This is a genomic window from Actinomadura opuntiae (genome assembly GCF_030283205.1).
Classification (GTDB): Bacteria; Actinomycetota; Actinomycetes; order Streptosporangiales; family Streptosporangiaceae; genus Spirillospora.
This window is the reverse complement of the sequence record NZ_JASNWF010000001.1, coordinates 115,391-130,332: the sequence shown is the minus strand read 5'-3', so window position 1 is coordinate 130,332 and position 14,942 is coordinate 115,391. Positions and strand designations below refer to the sequence as shown.

Sequence of the window (14,942 nt, the reverse complement as noted above, 5' to 3'; positions counted from 1 at the left end):
ACCCTAACTTTGTCCGGGTGTGTTGACAACGTTTCTGGGAGCGAGTAACTTTGTCTACAGATCGAGACAAGGAAACGCGGAGGTCAGAATGAACACCGAGATCGACACCACCACCGCCGCCGAGGTCTTCGCCGCGGCCCGCACCGGGACGGTCCGGCGCACCACGATGGGCCGCCACGTGGACGTGAAGGTCGGCCGCTACGAGTACCGGATGGAGATCCCCGAGCGGTACCTGGTGTGCATCACCTCCCGCGAGGGCCACGGCGGCGTCGAGTACATGACGGTCAACGCCACCCCGGAGCAGGACGCCGCGGTGCGCAAGGCCCACGGGATCTAGCCCGAACCCCGCGCGGGCCCGCCAGACACGGCGGGCCCGCCGCGCCGCCCCCGCGGCCGCACACCCGCCCGCCCCCGAAGGAGTGACCAGCATGGACCTGACCGCCGTCAACGAGCAGTACGCCCGCGACATCGCCGCCACCGAATGCCCCGTCTGCGGCACCGAGCCCGACGTACAGCGGTACTTCCGCAGGACCGGCACCGGGGAGCGGTGCGGATACCACTGTGGATGCGGCGCCATCGTGGTCGACGGCATGTACCAGGGGATGAACCTGCACCGCTGGCCGGCCTGACGGCGCGGCCCACCTCCCCTAAACTTTGTCCCGCCATGTTGACAAGGTTTAGGGGTCGAGCTAACATTGTCCTTAGTTAGAGACAAGGAAACGGGAACGACGGAGGGGATACCGATGAACGTCTGGGTGCTGAAGTTCGAGGGCAACGGCAGCAACGAGGTCATCAACGTGTACGCCGACCGGGCCGACGCCGCCGCGGACTTCATGACCGAGGCCGACGCCCGGTTCTCGCGCAGCACCCGCAAGTACGCCAAGGTCACCGAGGGCGCCGACGGAGCCCTGACCCTGTGCGACGGATACGTCAGCCTCGAGCTGGTCCCCATGCCCCTCAAGGGCCGCCTGCCCGCCGCGGCGATCGCCGCCGCGGAGTGACCACCGCCCCCACCGCGGGGCGCTCCGCCTCTTCCCAGGGAGACCCCATGCCCGGCCCGACCCAGTACATGAGCGCCGCCGACATCGCCGACCTGTTCGGCGTCAACCCCGGCACCGTCGAGAAATGGCGGCAGCGCTACGACACCTTCCCCGAGCCCGACGCCGTGACCGGGATCGGCCGTCCGATCGCGGGCTGGCTCCCCAGCCGCGAAGACGAGCTGCGCGCCTGGCACGCCTTTCGCCCCGGACAGGGCGCCGGCGGCGGCCGCCCGCGCCGCAAGGACACGCCCCGCAAGCCGGACGTTGCCGCGCCGTAGGTTGCCCACAGCCCTCACCGCACCGCCCCCGCCGCCCCGCGCGCCGAGACCTCCCGGCGGTGCCTGAGCGCGCCCCTGTCGGCCGTCCACCGCAGCCCGGTACCCGAACCCCCGGCCGCCGGTAGCTCGGGCAGTTCGGGCCGGTGAAGCGGCGGCCTGTCCCACGACGGCTCCCACGTCGCGCACACCTCGTCCTGCGGGACCGCGGTGACGTCGCCGGCGTCGATGTCGTCCAGGACCTCGCCGAGCAGCCGGACCCCGAGCGGGAACAGCAGGTCACGCCACAGCGTCGACGCGGTCGCGCCCGGCGGTACGAGCACGTAGTCCTGCGCGGCGAGCGGCCCGGCGTCCACCGCGGCGGTCAGGTGATACACCGACCCGCCCGTGACGCGGTCGCCGTCGCGGATCGTCCAGCGGACCGCGTCCCGCCCGCGGTGCAGGGGGAGCAGGGACGGGTGGTAGCCGACCGAGGCGAGGCGGGCCCGCCGGCGGGTGGCGGCGCCGATGAACGCGTGGGAGTGCGCGGCGATGATGACGTCCGTCCCGTCCGGCACGAGCGCGGCGCGGAGCTGGCTGGATTCGGTCCAGGGGACGCCGTGCCGCCATGCGGCTTCGCGGAGCCGGTCCCACGGAAGGGCGTCGTCGCCGTACGCCCAGGGCAGCGAGGCGTCCGTGCCGCGGTAGGCGGGGGACGCGACGCCGACGAGGGTGTGGCCGCGCGCGGTGACGAGGTCGGCGACGGCGGCGCCGAACGAGCGCTGTCCGGACACGTAGACGTTCAGGGTCATGCGGCGCTCGTCTCGCCGTAGTACCGGAACCCTTGGACGGCGCGGAAGTGTCCGCCGAACCCGGCGCTCTTCCCGAGCCCGACCTTGGTGTTGGTCTTGGCGTGCGAGGTGTTGATGCTCCGCGCGGACCGGCCCTTGTGGTTGCCGTGCAGGACGCCGGAGATCTGTCGCCACTTCTTGTCGCGGCGGAGCGCGGCCGCGAGGTTGGGGTGGCTGGTGTGGAACAGGGTGGTCATGCGGCGGCCCTCCAGGCGGCCGCGGCCTTGGAACTGCAGCTCGCACACCTGGTTGAGGAACCGCATCCCGAGGCCGGCGCCCTGCCATTCGGGGAGCACGACCAGGCGGCAGGCGCGGGCCTCGACACCGATCCGCTTGCCCTTGAGCTGTACCGATTTCGTGCCGACCGCGACGTGCGCGACGGGGTCCCCGTCGATGAACGCGACGTAGCAGCGGGAGGCGACCATCGGGGCGACCTTCAGATAGTGATGCGGCTCAAAGTACGGCCATAGGCTCCAGCCGCCTTCGCGGATCTCAACGTCGATGCGGGGTCGGCGGTATTGAAGGGACCCCCTGGCGAACTGGCCGGTGGCGGTGTCGTACACCCAGTCGGGACTGATCCAGTCCAGGACGTCGTAATGGCAGGACAGCAGGACGGCCTGCCCGGTGCCGCGGCGCCAGGACTTGGCGAACGCGGCGGCGCCGACCTTGGCGATCTGCCGGTCCACCACGGAGGAGAACTCGTCAATGACGACCCGGGCCGGGCGCTCGGCGATGACCCGGGCGAGGTCGGCGCGGAACTTCTCGCCGTTGGACAGCACCCGGTAGGGGCGCAGCCAGGCGGGGACGTCGCCGAGGCCGACGGCGCCGAGCGCGTTGGTGACGTCGTCGAACGGGGCGTCGGGGCCGATCGCCTCGATGATGGGCCTGTCGTCAGGCCAGGTGCCCTCGGGGTTCAGGACGGTGTCGGGGCCCCAGATGCGGCCGCCGATGCTGGTCTTGCCGGAGCCGGACGGGCCGACGATCACGCCGATCCGCCACTGGTCGTCGGCGATGTCGAGGTCGGCGGTGTGGGTGAATCGGTTTCCGGAGTCGACGTTGAACAGGGACTTCACGCGGGCGGCGCGGTACCCGGTGTAGTCGTCACAGCGGTTGTCGATGTCGATTTTCATGCTGCCCCCGCAGATGTGTGGTGCTGGTGGTGTGCGGCCGGCCGTCAGGTGGTGACGACGCGGCAGTTGAACCCCTGGCCTTGGAGGTCCTCGTAGATGCGCTGTTGCTCGTCCTCGTCGCCGCAGATGACGATCACGCCGTACTGCTCGCGGTAGACGTCCTCGCCGGGCTCGAGCTCGTCGGCGGTTTGCGGGGTCTCGTCGTCCTCGTCGGCCTGCGCCAGCAGGGCCTCCAGGTCGGTCGGCATGTACCCCGTGCCGTCGAAGTCGCCGTCGAGATCGGTGAGGAGCTGTGCCAGCGCCTCCTCGTCGTAGGTGCCGAGATCGGACGTGCGGTTGTCGGCGAGGTTGATCCGGCGGGCGGTGGCGTCGTCGCAACGGATGACCTCGCAGCGCGCCGCCGGGTCCCAGGGCCCGTTACCGCAGACGCCGCACGGCCGCTCGACGCCGTTGACCTTGACGCGCTGCCCGCAGTCTCCGGCGCCGTGCGCCTGCAGGGCCCGCATCGTGTGGTTGCCGGCCAGGACGATCAGCGGGCCGTTGTCGATCTCCCGGACGACCAGGCCGCGGTACTGCGCGTTGTGGCGCAGGCTCTCCAGGATGGCCTGGAGGTCGCCGCGCTTGCTGTTGCCGGGGAACGGGGTCAACTCGTCCAGCGAGATCGTCGCGGTGCGCTGGTAGTCGGCCGGTTGGGTTTCGGTCATGGGCGGGTGTCTCCGGGGTGTTGAGGTGCGCGGGTCGGGGCGCCGGCGGCGGGGGAGGTGCTGATGATCGGGACGAGCCTCCAGCCGGGGTGACCGCAGCCGCGGGAGCAGTGCGCCGACAGCGGTTCGCCGGCGGTGCTGGTGACGATGTCGAGGTCGTGTCCGCGGGCGCGGCACTCCTGGCGGGCGAGGAGCTGCCGCGCCTGGTCGAGGGTGTAGCGCGGTTCGCTGATCACGGGCCGGCCCCCGCCGCGGGTGCGGGGGAGCGGGGCCGGTCGAGGGGAGCGCAGGGCGCGTCAGGGGTCACGCTCATACCTGGAGCATAAGGTCCCTGGTGAAGCGTGTTCTAGGAGAGTTTCCGCAGGTGAGCAGCGGTGTGTTCCGGTGAGTTGAGATGTGTTCTAGCGCGTTCCGGGTGGGTTCTTCGCGGCCTCGCGTGCCCGGTCGTTCTGCCACGCGGCGGCCCGCCCGGCAAGCCACTGGAACACCGGCCCGGCGCCGCGCTCCTCCACGTCCGGACGCGGCAGCACCCCGTCCCGGCCGGCGGCCCACGCCTGGCGGGACTCGGCGACCAGCCGCTTGAACGCGCCCCGCGACATCGGCGGCCGCATGATCTGCGTACGGAACCGGGTCTCCCCGATCAGCTCGTCCGGGTCGCTGACGGGCGGCGCGGGCTGCGGGACCCGGTCGACCTCCCGGGGGCGGCCCGTCATCGGCCTGCCGGGCCGGGCGGCCTGCCAGACCGCGGCCGCACCGCGGCGCCACCGCGGAGACGTTCCGCGCCGCGCGGGCTCCCAACCGTCCGGGAGGGGGAGGTAGCCGTCGCGGCCGGCGTCCCAGTCGGCGCGCGACATGCGGATGTACCCGCGAAACGTCGAGTCGGTGACCGGCGGGCGCATGACCTCGGTCCGGAACTGCGTCACCGTGATCAGCTCGTCAGGGTCATCGACGGGGGCGGGCGGCTGCGGCTCCGGGCGGCGGACCGCCGCGGCCCACAGCAGGGCCCGCTCGAGCGGGAACCAGTCGGACCGGCCGACGCGGACGGGCTCGGGGCAGCCGGAGGAGGGCCGCCGGGACGGCGCGCACAGGTGGTTGACGCTCTCCAGGGAAAGACCGGTCAGCTCGCACAGGCCGGCGCGCGAGATGTGCGGCACCCCGTCGATGTCGGTCATGTATGGGCTGACGTCGGGCACGGTATTCCCCTTCACGAATGCGCGACGGCCGAGGTCAACCACCTTGCGGGTGGTCGGCAAGACCTCGGCCGCCTCCAGGAAACCGCGCCCTCGAGCGGGCGGGTTCCGGACAGTGTAGACAGCGGCGGGTGTGCTGGTGTCGGAACTCATGACGAGGTTTCCGCAGGCGGCGCGTACGGGGTGACCGGCGGCATGTCGGCGTAGCCGCGGAGCTGCCGCAGGTACGCCTCCGCGCGGTCGAGTTCCATGCGGGCCCGCTCGAGCTGATCCCGCTTGGACTTCACGTCGCGCTCGGCGCTGTCGATGCGCCAGCCGTTGGCCTCGGCGCGGCAGGCGGCGCGCCGCAGGTCGCCGTTTTCGGGGCGGCTGCACCAGTGCACCAGCAGTCCGTGGATCACCACCGCGGTACGGTCCGCCGTCGCATTTGGGACGGACGTGGTGTGGATGGTGCCGACCTGGCGGCGGCAGACGATGTCACGGCCTTTGAGACGCTGCCGGGCGGCGGACCGCTCGCGGACCTTGGCCAGGCTGACGGCCGTCGCGCCGACCAGCCTGACGCCGTTCACGACCGGCCGGTCCTTACGCAGGTGCTCGGTGTATCCGCTGTGGCCGTACTCGACCATGACCGTGTCGGCGTTGACGTCCAGGACGTCGGCGGTGGCCTCCTCGCCGGTTCGGCTGAACCGGGTCGAGGAGTACGGCGAGACGCCCGGGGCGTCGTACTTCACCCACCGGTGCGGGGAGAGCTGGACGGTGAAGGTGCCGGCCACGCGGGGGCCGGTCACGTCGTAGCGGGTGACGCCGGTCTCCCAGTCGTGGGAGTAGGTGCCGGTCAGGGTCCCGAACCCCATGATGTTGATCTTGAATCGCTTGGAGACGGTCAAGGGATGTCCCTCCGGGGAGCGCCGGGACCGGCCGCCCTCCTGGTCGGGGTGGGCGGCCGGTCGGCCGGGTCACAGAACGGTGATCTCCTCGACCGTCTCGGCGGGCGCGGTCGGCTCAGTGGCCTGCCGCTTCTCCCTGCGGGCGCGGGTCTGCTCGGTGAGGATCTCGCCGAGGATCCCGGCGAGCTGCTCCAGGCCGCCGGGGGCGTCGTCGTGCACGTGGATGGTCCGGGTGTCGTGGTCGACCTCGACGGCCCGGCCGTAGTGCTCGTGGGCCTCCCAGAGGGTCAGCGTGTACCCGGCGCGCTCGGCCTCCTTGCGCAGCGATTCGTACACCGCGGCCTCCAGGTCGGTGTCCTCATCGGCCTGCGGCTCCTGGCCGTCGGCGTCGTCCTCGATGCCGGTGGTCTGGGCGCGGGCGTAGACCTTCTTCGCCCGGAACCGGACCGGGGCGCCCTCCTGCTCGCCGTCAGTCGGCTCGTCGGCGTCAGTGTCCTGGCGGCCCACCGGGCGAGTGATGAACAGGGCCTGGCCGAACTGGTCGGCCTTGACCGCGCGGCCCGCCTCCTTCCACTGCCGGTAGGTGCCGACGCCGCCGCGCAGGTCCAGGCCGCGGTCCTCGGCCTGCCGGATCAGCAGCGCCTGGTTGGTGAGGCTGTAGCGGGCGATGCTGAGCGCGCCGCCGCCGGTCGCGGCGATGACCTTCGCGCCGAAGGCCGGGTCCGCCAGGGCGTCCTGCGCCTGCTCGACCAGCTCGGCGTCCTGGGCGCGGAACGCCGCGATCTGCTCGTCGGTGTACTTGCTCTTGCGGGTGCCGGCGCCCTTGCCCTTGGCGCGGCGGCGGCGGGTGGTGGTGCCCATGGTTCTCCCTGGTCGTGGCTCGGTTCCCTGGTCTGCGCGACGGTTGCCGTCCGCCCCGCTGACACTTGTAACTATACGCGATCCGTGATCGTCCAGCCAGCCGGGAACCGACGTTTCCGCAGGCCAGGAAGGTGTGCCGCAACACGGCACCGCCCCCGCCCCCTGCAGCGGGGACGGGGGCGGCGTGGGCCTGCGGCGGTTACCCGCGGGCGGCCTGGCGCAGCTCCTCCAGCTCCACGCGAACCTCCTCGTACGCCGCCGCGGCCGCGGCGTAGTCGGCGACCGCGCGGGCCGCGCGCTGGTCGCCGCCGCGCGCCTTGTCCTCCGCGCGGGGGAGCGCGTAGCCCATCGGCGCCTCGGGGGTCAACCCGGCGGCGCGGCGAACGGTGTCCGCGGCGCCCGTCAGGCGGGAGACGGCGCACCACTCATCGATCTTGGCGGCCTTCCATGCCTGCTCCAGGTGGGTGATCCGCTCGCGGGACAGCAGGCCGGGGAGGACGTGGGCGGCGGGGAACAGCGCCTCGTCCAGGTCGAAGGTCGGGGTGGTCATGGTGCCTCCTGCTCGTGCCGGTTTCCTGGTGTCCCTGGCGGTTGCCGTCCGCCTCGCAACGCTTGTAACTATACGCGATTCAAGATCGGCAAGACAGATGGAACCGGGCGTTTGTGCAGGCCAGGGGAGCGCTACCCGAAGCGGCGACGCCCCCGCCCCTGACGGTCAGGGGCGGGGGCGCGGCGGGGTGTCGTTGGCCGGCGGAGAGAGGAGCGGCGCGGTCATCCGCCGGCGTCGGCCGGCTGGGCGGTGGCCTGTTGATGCGCCTCGACCTCGCGCTCGATGAATCGGCGGATGTTCTCGGCACCGCTGAGTCCCCGGGCTTTGCTCGCTTCAAGGAATAGCTCCCACAATTCGTCCTCTACGCGGACGGTTCGCTTGGGAGTTCCCTGGGTCGGCACGCCGATCAGAGTAGCCACCTCCTGGTCACGGTGCTATGGCAGTGCGCCTCACAAAAAGGTGGGTACCCACCCGGCTCCGAGCCTAGTACGATCTCGCGGTGGGTGGGTACCCACCCTAAGAAGTGACGCCCCGCGCAGTGCCGGGCTATTCCCGACCCCCTGGAGGACCAGAAATGCGGGAAATCGCGGACCAGGCCGAGGCCGCGGCCGCACCGCAAACCGGCCCCGAATCACAGCCCGTTCTCGAACCCTCCACACCTTCCGACCCGCCGCCGGAACCGCCCGCGCCGGCCGCGCCACAGCAGCCGGAGGCGCAGGCCCAGACGTCCGCGCAGGACTCCGCGCAGCCCGCGGTCGTCACCGCCGGGCCCGCGCTGGCGATCACGGCCGAGACCGCGGCCGCCGTCTCGGCTGCGCTGTACCACGCCGGGGGATGGCTCGCGGTCGCCGCCGGTGGCGCTTCGGTCGTCGGGACCGGCGCGGCGCTGCTCGCTGCTCGCGGCCGCAGCGGCTCCCGGCGGCTTCGCACCCGGACGTGGTCCACCGGCGGGTCCTCGGCGGGCGGGCGGCGGACGGCGCCGCGGCTCGGGTCACGGGGCCGCTCCGGAGCGGGCGACCGGGCCCGGTCGGCGATGCCGTCACTCGGCGGAGGGAAGCGCGGCGGCTCGACCGGCCGCGGTACCGGGCGGCTCGGCGGCCGCGCTGGCGCCGGGGTGAAGGGCGCAGGGACGCGCGGCAGGACGAGCGCGGGCCGGGCCGGGACCAGCGGACGGGCGACCCGGGCGCGGATGGCGGCAGCGCCAATAGGGCGCGGCGCCCGCGGCACCGGCCGGGCCGTCCGCGCCGCCGGCCGGGTCGGAGGCAACACGCTCGACCGGGCGGCCGCGGCCGCACAGCGCAACGGGCGCGCCGCCGCAGCCGCGCACCGGGCGATGCGCGCGGGCGGCCGCGCCCGGGACGCCGCAGGCGCGGCCCGCGCCTCCCTGCGCGACAGCCACGCACGGCCGGTCACCCGCGGGCACTGGCGCCGCATGACCGGCTCGGCGGCCTGGGCGGTCGCCGGGTGGGCGTACGGGGCCGTGTTCGGCTGCGCGTCGCTGATCATGCGGCGGATCGCCGCGCGGTTCCGCAGCCGCAGGCGGGACCAGGAGCAGCAGGCCCGGCCCCAGCGCCGGCGGATCGAAACGACGGTGAACCGCCCTGCCTACCAGGGCGCGGCGGGAGTTGACGGAGGGGTGGACAGCATGGCCCGGAATCGAGGCGTGCCGATCTTCGTGGCGGCCGCGGAGGAGCTGGCGCAGAGCTTCAGCACCTACGACCCGCCGGACGGCCCCGGCGGCATGGCCCAGATGTATCAGGACGTCGGGATGTTGCCCGATGCGCTCGAGCACGTCGCGGCTGGGCTCGGGCGGATGGCGGACCGCTGCCGCAACGAGTGGCCGCTGAACCCCGTCGTCGCCGAGCTGGTCGAGGAGCTGGCCAAGGTACAGGTGCACATGGCCTCCGTCGCGGCGGAGATCAAGCCGACGATCGCGCGGGTGCATGCGCCCGAGCTCGACCGTCACGAGGCGCCCCGTCCGGGCGAGCGGCGCTGGAACGTGTGATGGCGATGGCGATGACCGATTGGCGGTGGCGGCACGGCCCGGTGTCCGGGCCGCTGCACGGCGCCGTGGCGCTGACGACGGCGTGGCAGGTCGGGACCCTCCCGGGGATCGACCTGTCCCCGGAATGGGTACTCGGCGGTGGCCTGTCCGCGATGGGCGTGATCACGTGGCACGCGGCGCATGACCGGCGGTCCTGGCTCGGCCTGGGGTACCGGCTCGCGACGCTCGGCGGCGGGTCGCTGTGGCTCGCCGAGGCCGTCACGAACGGGTGGTCGGCGACGCTCGGGTGGACGCTCGCGGCCGGCGCGGTGACGGCCGGGCTCGTCGCCCGGCCGATCCGGGCGCTGGACGAGGCCCGCGCCGCCCGGCAGGCCGCGGTCGCCGAGGCTGCCCGCGCCGCCGCGGCGGACGAGGCCGAGCAGGACCGCCTGCACGGCCTCGCCGGGGAATGGGTTCACCGGATCGCGCAGGTCTGCGGCGTCAAGAACGTGCAGGTCGTCGGGATCGAGGACTGGGTCTGGCCTGGCCCGGACGGCGAGATGCGCGTCACCGGGTACTCGCTCGAGGTGGTCCTGCCGGTGACGGGGGAGACCTGGCAGTCGCTCGGGATGTACGCCGACAACCTCGCGGCGTCCGCGCGGCTCCCCGAGGGCTGTGGCGTCGAGGTGCGGCCCGGCCGGACCCGCGGCCGCGCGATCCTCGACGTCGGCACCTACGACGCGCTGCGCGACGACGTCCTGCTGCCGCTGCCGGAGGGGCCGCGGTCCATCAACGACCTGGTGCCGCTCGGGGTGATCCGCCGCGGGTCGCCCGCCGCGGTACCGCTGCGGTATGAGTCGATGCTGCTGGTCGGGTCGACCGGGTCCGGGAAGTCCAACGAGCTGCAGACGATCATCGCGGGACTGCTGTCCTGCAGCGACACGCTGGTCTGCGTGATCGACTACAACGGCGGGTCCGTCGCGCTGCCGTGGCTCGAGCTGTGGGCGAACGGCGAGATTCGCAAGTCGCCGATCCTGTGGGTCGCCGACAACCCCGAAGAGGCGCACAGGATGTGCGACTGGCTGACCGCGGCCATCGAGCACCGCAAGCGGGCGTACTACGCCGAGAACACCGCGCGCGGAGACGACAAGGTCGCGGCGTCGCCGCGCACGCCGCAGATCTTCCTGGTCACCGACGAGTTCGGTGCGCTGGACCGGGACGTCAAGGCCAAGGTCGTGGACATCAACGACCGCGGCCGCGGCGCCGCGATCCGGACCGTCACGTGCGCGCTGCGCGCGACGTCGGAGTACGCCCCGACCGAGCTGCTCGCCCAGGCGCACGTGCGCGCCGCGATGCGCGTCACCGACGTTAAGGAGCTGGGGTACCTGTACGGGCAGCAGCGCGGCCTGGCCGCCGAAGACGCCCCGTTCACCGGGTACGGGCACGTCCGGGCCGGGCAGGCGCCGCCGCAGATCTTCAAGGGGTACCGGACCGGTCCGAACAGGATCAAGGAGGTCGCGCGGCTGCAGGACGCATGGCGGCCGGACCTCGACGCCGTCACCGAGACGATGTCGCCGGAGTGGCAGCGCGTCTTCGCCGAGCGGTGGGACCGGTCCCGGCACCTCGTGCAGGCGGCGGCCGGCCAGGTCGCCGTCCCGCCGCCGAGCACCGGCGGGCCCGGAGGCGCCGCCGGTCCGGCGTGGCCGGCGCCGCCGCCGCTGCGTCCGTCGCGCGAGTCCGCGGCGGAGGGTCTTGCCGGCGCGCTGGAGGGCCTGGACGCCGCGGCGGCGCGGGCCCGCGCGGCGCGTGAAGGCGGCGACGGCGGGCAGCGGCGCGACCCGGAGGCCGACAAGCGCGCGTTCGAGGAGATCCTTTCCTACGAGGTGGTCGTGCCGGAGCTGGTCGTGCGGGTCCTGGCGGCGTTCGGGACGGCCGAGCGGATGCACACCCGCGACATCGCCGCGCGGATCGGCTGCCGCCCCGAGGTCCTCGGGCAACTGCTGTCCAAGCTCGACGTGCGGCCGCTGCCGAACGCCTTCCCCCTGAAGGGCAAGCCGAAGGCGGCGCGCGGGTACGAGCGGGCCCCGATCGAGGCGGCCGCCGAGCGGATCAACGCCGGCGACCTGGTCCCGCCCGAGGACGTCCAGCGGTGGCGGCCGCAGGCGCCCCCGAAGGGCGACTGACGCCACACCCCACCACGCCCCGGGGTGTGGCGGAGGGCGTGGCCGCCACACCCCTCCACCACACCCCCGAAACGTCTACTGACCTGCGGAAACCACACCCCCACACCGTCCACACCCCGCCTCGGCGGGGCCCCTGCAGCAGCGAAATCAGGGCTCTGACACCCCCTTTAGGTGGGGGGTGTGAGGGTGTGGCGGCGCGGCAACGGAGAGGACGTCATGAGCAAGCAGGGCAAGGGACAGCCCGGTCGGGTCTCGGCGTGGGCGGTGCTCGTCGTCGCCCTCGCCAACCAGATGCTTTGGAACCTGTGGCACGCGTGGGGGACGGGGATGCCCTGGCCCCTGGCGGTCGCGCTCGGGACGGTGCCGGTCCTGATGGCGATGGGCACGTCGGCGCTGTCGGCGCGGGTGCGGGCTGGCTGGCTGCAGCAGACGGTCACGTACGCGGTGATGCTCGCGGCGATCGGGATCAGCGTCCTCGCCCAGTACGACACGCTGATGGTGTGGACGCGCAGTCCCACGATCGCGGTGCTGTTCCCTGGTGTCGGCGACCTGGCGGTGCTGATCGCGCTGCACACGCTGATCGGTGAGGCGCCTGCGCCCCGCGCGGCCGCGGCGCCCGAGGCCGTATCGGTCCGGGCGCCGGTCCCCGGTCCGGGTCGCGTGGCCGGTATGGTCCGGCGCCTGCTGCTGTTCCGGTCCGCCGGGCGGGACCGGGCCGCCGAGCCCGTACCGGTACCCGTGGCCGAGGCGCCGCCCGTACCGCCCGTACCGCTGGCGCCCCCCGTACCGCCAGCGGCCCCCGTACCGCCCGTACCGGACCGGCAGGAGGCGGACCGGACCGGCGGACCGGACCGTACCGAGGAGCCCGTACCGGCCCGTACCGGGTCGCCGGACCGTACCGACGAGCGGACCGGACCGGACCGGGACGCGCCGCCGGACCGTACCGCGGACCGGACCGACGAGCAGGACCAGGAGGCGGACCGCACCGGCCGCGCCGACCGGACCGCTGACCGGCGGCGCGCGAAGAAGCCCGCCCCCAAGGCCGTCGAGGCCAGGGCCGACGACGAGAAGGCCCTGCGCCTCCTCGATGAGGCGTTCGCGGGGCAGGCGCCGGCGGACGTGTCGATCGGGCAGGTCCGGCGCGTGCTCGGCAACGCGCGGTACGAGCGCGGCAAGCGGCTTCACGGGCTGTGGGTCGCGTCCCGGACCGCCGAGCCCCGGACCGGTACGGAGGAAGCCGGTACGGGCCGGACCGGTACGGCGCCCGGCGCCGGTACGGGGCAGTCCGGCGCGGACCGGACCGGGACGGAGCGGACCGGCTCGGCCGGTACGCCCAGCCCGGACCGGACCGGTACGCCGGACCGGCCTGACGCTGGACCGGCCGAGCTGGAATCCCGCGAGCCGGAGACGCTGCGGGAGCTGGAGACCGTACCGGCGTGACCCGTACCGGGCGCCGTCGCCGGGGGAGCGCTGCGGGCGGGGCGGCGGCGGGCGGCTCCTGACCGTCGGCGGGTGCGCATACGAGGCCGGTCCTTCGGGGCCGGCCTTTGTGTGTATCGGGTACCGGCTTGCTCTTTGTATTGGGTACCCGATACAGTAAGGGCATGACGAACACCGCGAACACCACCACCACCGACCGCGACCAGCTCAACAAGGTCCTCCAGTTCCAGGCCGACATGGCGGCCGACAAGCTCGCCGAGGTTCAGAAGGAGACGGCGGGCCGCCTGGCCAACGGCGAGCTGCTCGACTGGAGCGCCCTGGAGAAGCTCGCCACCGCGCAGGCCGAGGCCCAGGTCTGGGCGAAGGCCACGCAGATCCGCGAGTTCTGGGCCAACGACCCGAGCAAGGCTCCGGAGCACGCGGACCTGGTCGAGGCCGCCGACCGGGTGCGCACCGAAGCCCTCCGCGAGGTCCTGTCCTACCGGGGCCGGACCAGCAGCAGCGGCATGTCGAACGAGCTGGAGCAGGCGATGCACCTGGCGCGGCAGGACTTCGTGCGCCGCACCGGCCAGATCTACCCGGAGGGCTCGCCCCTGCGCGAGCTGGGGAAGTTCTGACCGTCCGCGCGCCCATACGGAAGGGGCCGGTCCCGCGGGGGACCGGCCCCTTTTCTCGTGCGCGGCGGAGCGCTAGCCGATGCGCTCCTTCACCTCGAACGCGTACGTCGGGTCGAGCTCGTCGGCGATCGCCGCGAACGCCGAGTCCTGCCGCGCCTGCTCGATGGTCGCGCGGACCCGGTCGACCAGCAGGGCCCAGGCGCGACCCTCCTCGGGGTACTCGTCCGGCTCGAGATGCAGGCGGACGGTGATCTCGTACGCGGTGCGGGACATCGGCGTCTCCGCTCCTGGGGGTGCGTGGTCAGGCGCCGCGCGCTGCGTGCTCGGCTGCTTGGGCGGGCGCGCGGTGCGTCGGGCGTCAGCCGGCGTCGGTGGTCTCCTTGGCGGCGCGGCGGCTCTTGGCGCTGTCGGACCGGCCCTCGGCGATCGCCTGGGCGCGGCTGCGGGACAGGCCGAGGGCCTGGGCGACGTCGGCGTGGCTCATGCCGCCGGCGCGCATCTCGCGGACGGCGGTCTGGCGGGTGCTGCGGAGGTTGGCCTGCAGGTAGGGGATCGCGTCGAGGATGGCGCCGACGGCCTTGGCGCGCTCGGTGGCGTCGCTGAGGTCTTGGACCTGGGCGAGCACGAGTTCGGTGGCGCGCTGGGCGGTGGGGTCGGTGGGCGGGTCGGTGGACTTCATGCCGGGCAGTGTACCGGGTACCCAGTGTGTTTTGTACTGGGTACCCGACTTGCTTACTGTATCGGGTACCCGATATAGACGTTCACGTAGCCACCGCCCGCAAGGCCCGGCGCCCACCCCGGCCGCACCCCCGAAGGAGCAGCACATGAAGGCCAACCCCATCACCGCGATCAACGCCGAGCTGGTCAACGACGAGTCGGCCGACGCCGTGATCACCGCGCAGGCGCGCCTGGGGGACCGGGTGCTCGCCTACGCGGTGCCCTGCGAGGACGAGACCGGCAAGGTCGTCGGCTGGCAGATCTGGAACGCCGTCACCGAGGAGGAGGCGGGCGGCGCCAGCTTCATCGCGGGCTGGCGGGGTTACTACGGGTGGGCGGGGCTCCTGCCGACCCTGCGCCGGTACGCGCTGAAAATCGCGCTCAACCGCGGGTTCATCGCCGCCTAGCGCGGCGTCAGAACGGCGGCCCCCGGGGGAACTCCCCGGCGGCCGCCGTTTCTTAGTTCGGCGCCTAATGTCCGTCCCGAGACGCCCGGCGAACCCTTTGTTAGCCAGCGCAAATGATGACCTTGCG

Annotated in this window: 20 protein-coding genes; 9 read left to right on the top strand and 11 right to left on the bottom strand. The window is 73.2% G+C overall.

The features are described from left to right. Positions 1-88: 88 nt before the first annotated feature. The 4 genes from QP089_RS00830 to QP089_RS00815 all read left to right on the top strand — a co-directional run bounded on the left by QP089_RS00830 (position 89) and on the right by QP089_RS00815 (position 1,318). Positions 89-337: a hypothetical protein gene (locus QP089_RS00830; protein ID WP_285909165.1), complete on the top strand. Its 249-nt coding sequence runs from the start codon at positions 89-91 to the stop codon at positions 335-337. Between the two features lie 91 nt (positions 338-428). Beyond that, entirely contained in the window at positions 429-629 is a 201-nt protein-coding gene (locus tag QP089_RS00825; RefSeq protein WP_285909164.1) for a hypothetical protein, read from the top strand. A gap of 114 nt (positions 630-743) precedes the next feature. Then, the gene (locus QP089_RS00820; protein ID WP_285909163.1) at positions 744-1,001 is read left to right on the top strand and encodes a hypothetical protein; all 258 of its coding nucleotides are present in this window, start codon (positions 744-746) and stop codon (positions 999-1,001) included. 47 nt (positions 1,002-1,048) lie between these two features. Next, a complete protein-coding gene (locus QP089_RS00815; protein WP_285909162.1) occupies positions 1,049-1,318 on the top strand; it encodes a helix-turn-helix domain-containing protein in 270 nt (89 codons plus the stop codon). 14 nt (positions 1,319-1,332) lie between these two features. Here the strand turns inward: QP089_RS00815 and QP089_RS00810 are convergent, their stop codons facing one another. The 9 genes from QP089_RS00810 to QP089_RS00770 form a co-directional block, all read right to left on the bottom strand. After that, a complete protein-coding gene (locus QP089_RS00810) occupies positions 1,333-2,106 on the bottom strand; it encodes a formyltransferase family protein (protein ID WP_285909161.1) in 774 nt (257 codons plus the stop codon). Then, on the bottom strand, positions 2,103-3,275 hold the full coding sequence (locus QP089_RS00805; RefSeq protein WP_285909160.1) for a hypothetical protein: 1,173 nt from the start codon (positions 3,273-3,275) through the stop codon (positions 2,103-2,105). Before QP089_RS00805 ends, QP089_RS00810 begins: the two co-directional genes overlap by 4 nt. A 44-nt stretch (positions 3,276-3,319) precedes the next feature. Further along, positions 3,320-3,979, bottom strand: coding sequence for a ParB/RepB/Spo0J family partition protein (locus tag QP089_RS00800; RefSeq protein ID WP_285909159.1), 660 nt, complete (start codon positions 3,977-3,979; stop codon positions 3,320-3,322). Next, complete coding sequence (locus QP089_RS00795) at positions 3,976-4,215, bottom strand: hypothetical protein (RefSeq protein ID WP_285909158.1); 240 nt, start codon at positions 4,213-4,215, stop codon at positions 3,976-3,978. Before QP089_RS00795 ends, QP089_RS00800 begins: the two co-directional genes overlap by 4 nt. Before the next feature lie 165 nt (positions 4,216-4,380). Continuing rightward, positions 4,381-5,172: a hypothetical protein gene (locus tag QP089_RS00790; RefSeq protein ID WP_285909157.1), complete on the bottom strand. Its 792-nt coding sequence runs from the start codon at positions 5,170-5,172 to the stop codon at positions 4,381-4,383. 146 nt (positions 5,173-5,318) lie between these two features. Beyond that, positions 5,319-6,056 carry a hypothetical protein gene (locus tag QP089_RS00785; RefSeq protein ID WP_285909156.1) on the bottom strand — a complete coding sequence of 246 codons (738 nt, stop codon included), beginning with the start codon at positions 6,054-6,056 and terminating at the stop codon, positions 5,319-5,321. Between the two features lie 69 nt (positions 6,057-6,125). Beyond that, positions 6,126-6,917 (bottom strand): ArdC-like ssDNA-binding domain-containing protein, encoded by a 792-nt coding sequence (locus QP089_RS00780; protein ID WP_285909155.1) that lies wholly within the window; start codon positions 6,915-6,917, stop codon positions 6,126-6,128. 199 nt (positions 6,918-7,116) lie between these two features. Then, positions 7,117-7,467 carry a hypothetical protein gene (locus QP089_RS00775; RefSeq protein ID WP_285909154.1) on the bottom strand — a complete coding sequence of 117 codons (351 nt, stop codon included), beginning with the start codon at positions 7,465-7,467 and terminating at the stop codon, positions 7,117-7,119. Positions 7,468-7,688: 221 nt separating this feature from the next. Beyond that, on the bottom strand, positions 7,689-7,886 hold the full coding sequence (locus QP089_RS00770; RefSeq protein WP_285909153.1) for a hypothetical protein: 198 nt from the start codon (positions 7,884-7,886) through the stop codon (positions 7,689-7,691). 155 nt (positions 7,887-8,041) lie between these two features. Between QP089_RS00770 and QP089_RS00765 the strand changes: the two genes are divergently transcribed. The 4 genes from QP089_RS00765 (at position 8,042) to QP089_RS00750 (ending at position 13,691) form a co-directional block, all read left to right on the top strand. After that, the gene (locus QP089_RS00765; protein WP_285909152.1) at positions 8,042-9,472 is read left to right on the top strand and encodes a hypothetical protein; all 1,431 of its coding nucleotides are present in this window, start codon (positions 8,042-8,044) and stop codon (positions 9,470-9,472) included. A 5-nt stretch (positions 9,473-9,477) separates the two neighbouring features. Next, on the top strand, positions 9,478-11,634 hold the full coding sequence (locus QP089_RS00760) for an FtsK/SpoIIIE domain-containing protein (protein WP_285909151.1): 2,157 nt from the start codon (positions 9,478-9,480) through the stop codon (positions 11,632-11,634). Between the two features lie 216 nt (positions 11,635-11,850). Next, the gene (locus QP089_RS00755) at positions 11,851-13,074 is read left to right on the top strand and encodes a hypothetical protein (protein WP_285909150.1); all 1,224 of its coding nucleotides are present in this window, start codon (positions 11,851-11,853) and stop codon (positions 13,072-13,074) included. 164 nt (positions 13,075-13,238) lie between these two features. After that, positions 13,239-13,691, top strand: a complete 453-nt coding sequence (locus QP089_RS00750; RefSeq protein ID WP_285909149.1) for a hypothetical protein — start codon at positions 13,239-13,241, stop codon at positions 13,689-13,691. A gap of 72 nt (positions 13,692-13,763) precedes the next feature. On the opposite strand, the gene QP089_RS00745 is transcribed toward QP089_RS00750, so the two are convergent. Both QP089_RS00745 and QP089_RS00740 read right to left on the bottom strand, forming a co-directional pair. After that, positions 13,764-13,964, bottom strand: coding sequence for a hypothetical protein (locus QP089_RS00745; RefSeq protein WP_285909148.1), 201 nt, complete (start codon positions 13,962-13,964; stop codon positions 13,764-13,766). A gap of 85 nt (positions 13,965-14,049) precedes the next feature. Beyond that, a complete protein-coding gene (locus QP089_RS00740) occupies positions 14,050-14,370 on the bottom strand; it encodes a hypothetical protein (RefSeq protein WP_285909147.1) in 321 nt (106 codons plus the stop codon). 145 nt (positions 14,371-14,515) lie between these two features. On the opposite strand from QP089_RS00740, the gene QP089_RS00735 reads away from it, so the two are divergent. Then, the gene (locus QP089_RS00735; RefSeq protein WP_285909146.1) at positions 14,516-14,815 is read left to right on the top strand and encodes a hypothetical protein; all 300 of its coding nucleotides are present in this window, start codon (positions 14,516-14,518) and stop codon (positions 14,813-14,815) included. The last annotated feature ends 127 nt before the right edge of the window (positions 14,816-14,942 follow it).

What these genes read in the sequence shown, in the direction of transcription:
- QP089_RS00830 (WP_285909165.1), top strand. Translation starts at nt 89, where the DNA reads ATGAACACCGAGATCGACACCACCACCGCCGCCGAGGTCTTCGCCGCG.
- QP089_RS00825 (WP_285909164.1), top strand. Translation starts at nt 429, where the DNA reads ATGGACCTGACCGCCGTCAACGAGCAGTACGCCCGCGACATCGCCGCC.
- QP089_RS00820 (WP_285909163.1), top strand. Translation starts at nt 744, where the DNA reads ATGAACGTCTGGGTGCTGAAGTTCGAGGGCAACGGCAGCAACGAGGTC.
- QP089_RS00815 (WP_285909162.1), top strand. Translation starts at nt 1,049, where the DNA reads ATGCCCGGCCCGACCCAGTACATGAGCGCCGCCGACATCGCCGACCTG.
- QP089_RS00810 (WP_285909161.1), bottom strand. Translation starts at nt 2,106, where the DNA reads ATGACCCTGAACGTCTACGTGTCCGGACAGCGCTCGTTCGGCGCCGCC.
- QP089_RS00805 (WP_285909160.1), bottom strand. Translation starts at nt 3,275, where the DNA reads ATGAAAATCGACATCGACAACCGCTGTGACGACTACACCGGGTACCGC.
- QP089_RS00800 (WP_285909159.1), bottom strand. Translation starts at nt 3,979, where the DNA reads ATGACCGAAACCCAACCGGCCGACTACCAGCGCACCGCGACGATCTCG.
- QP089_RS00780 (WP_285909155.1), bottom strand. Translation starts at nt 6,917, where the DNA reads ATGGGCACCACCACCCGCCGCCGCCGCGCCAAGGGCAAGGGCGCCGGC.
- QP089_RS00775 (WP_285909154.1), bottom strand. Translation starts at nt 7,467, where the DNA reads ATGACCACCCCGACCTTCGACCTGGACGAGGCGCTGTTCCCCGCCGCC.
- QP089_RS00765 (WP_285909152.1), top strand. Translation starts at nt 8,042, where the DNA reads ATGCGGGAAATCGCGGACCAGGCCGAGGCCGCGGCCGCACCGCAAACC.
- QP089_RS00760 (WP_285909151.1), top strand. Translation starts at nt 9,478, where the DNA reads ATGGCGATGACCGATTGGCGGTGGCGGCACGGCCCGGTGTCCGGGCCG.
- QP089_RS00755 (WP_285909150.1), top strand. Translation starts at nt 11,851, where the DNA reads ATGAGCAAGCAGGGCAAGGGACAGCCCGGTCGGGTCTCGGCGTGGGCG.
- QP089_RS00750 (WP_285909149.1), top strand. Translation starts at nt 13,239, where the DNA reads ATGACGAACACCGCGAACACCACCACCACCGACCGCGACCAGCTCAAC.
- QP089_RS00745 (WP_285909148.1), bottom strand. Translation starts at nt 13,964, where the DNA reads ATGTCCCGCACCGCGTACGAGATCACCGTCCGCCTGCATCTCGAGCCG.
- QP089_RS00740 (WP_285909147.1), bottom strand. Translation starts at nt 14,370, where the DNA reads ATGAAGTCCACCGACCCGCCCACCGACCCCACCGCCCAGCGCGCCACC.
- QP089_RS00735 (WP_285909146.1), top strand. Translation starts at nt 14,516, where the DNA reads ATGAAGGCCAACCCCATCACCGCGATCAACGCCGAGCTGGTCAACGAC.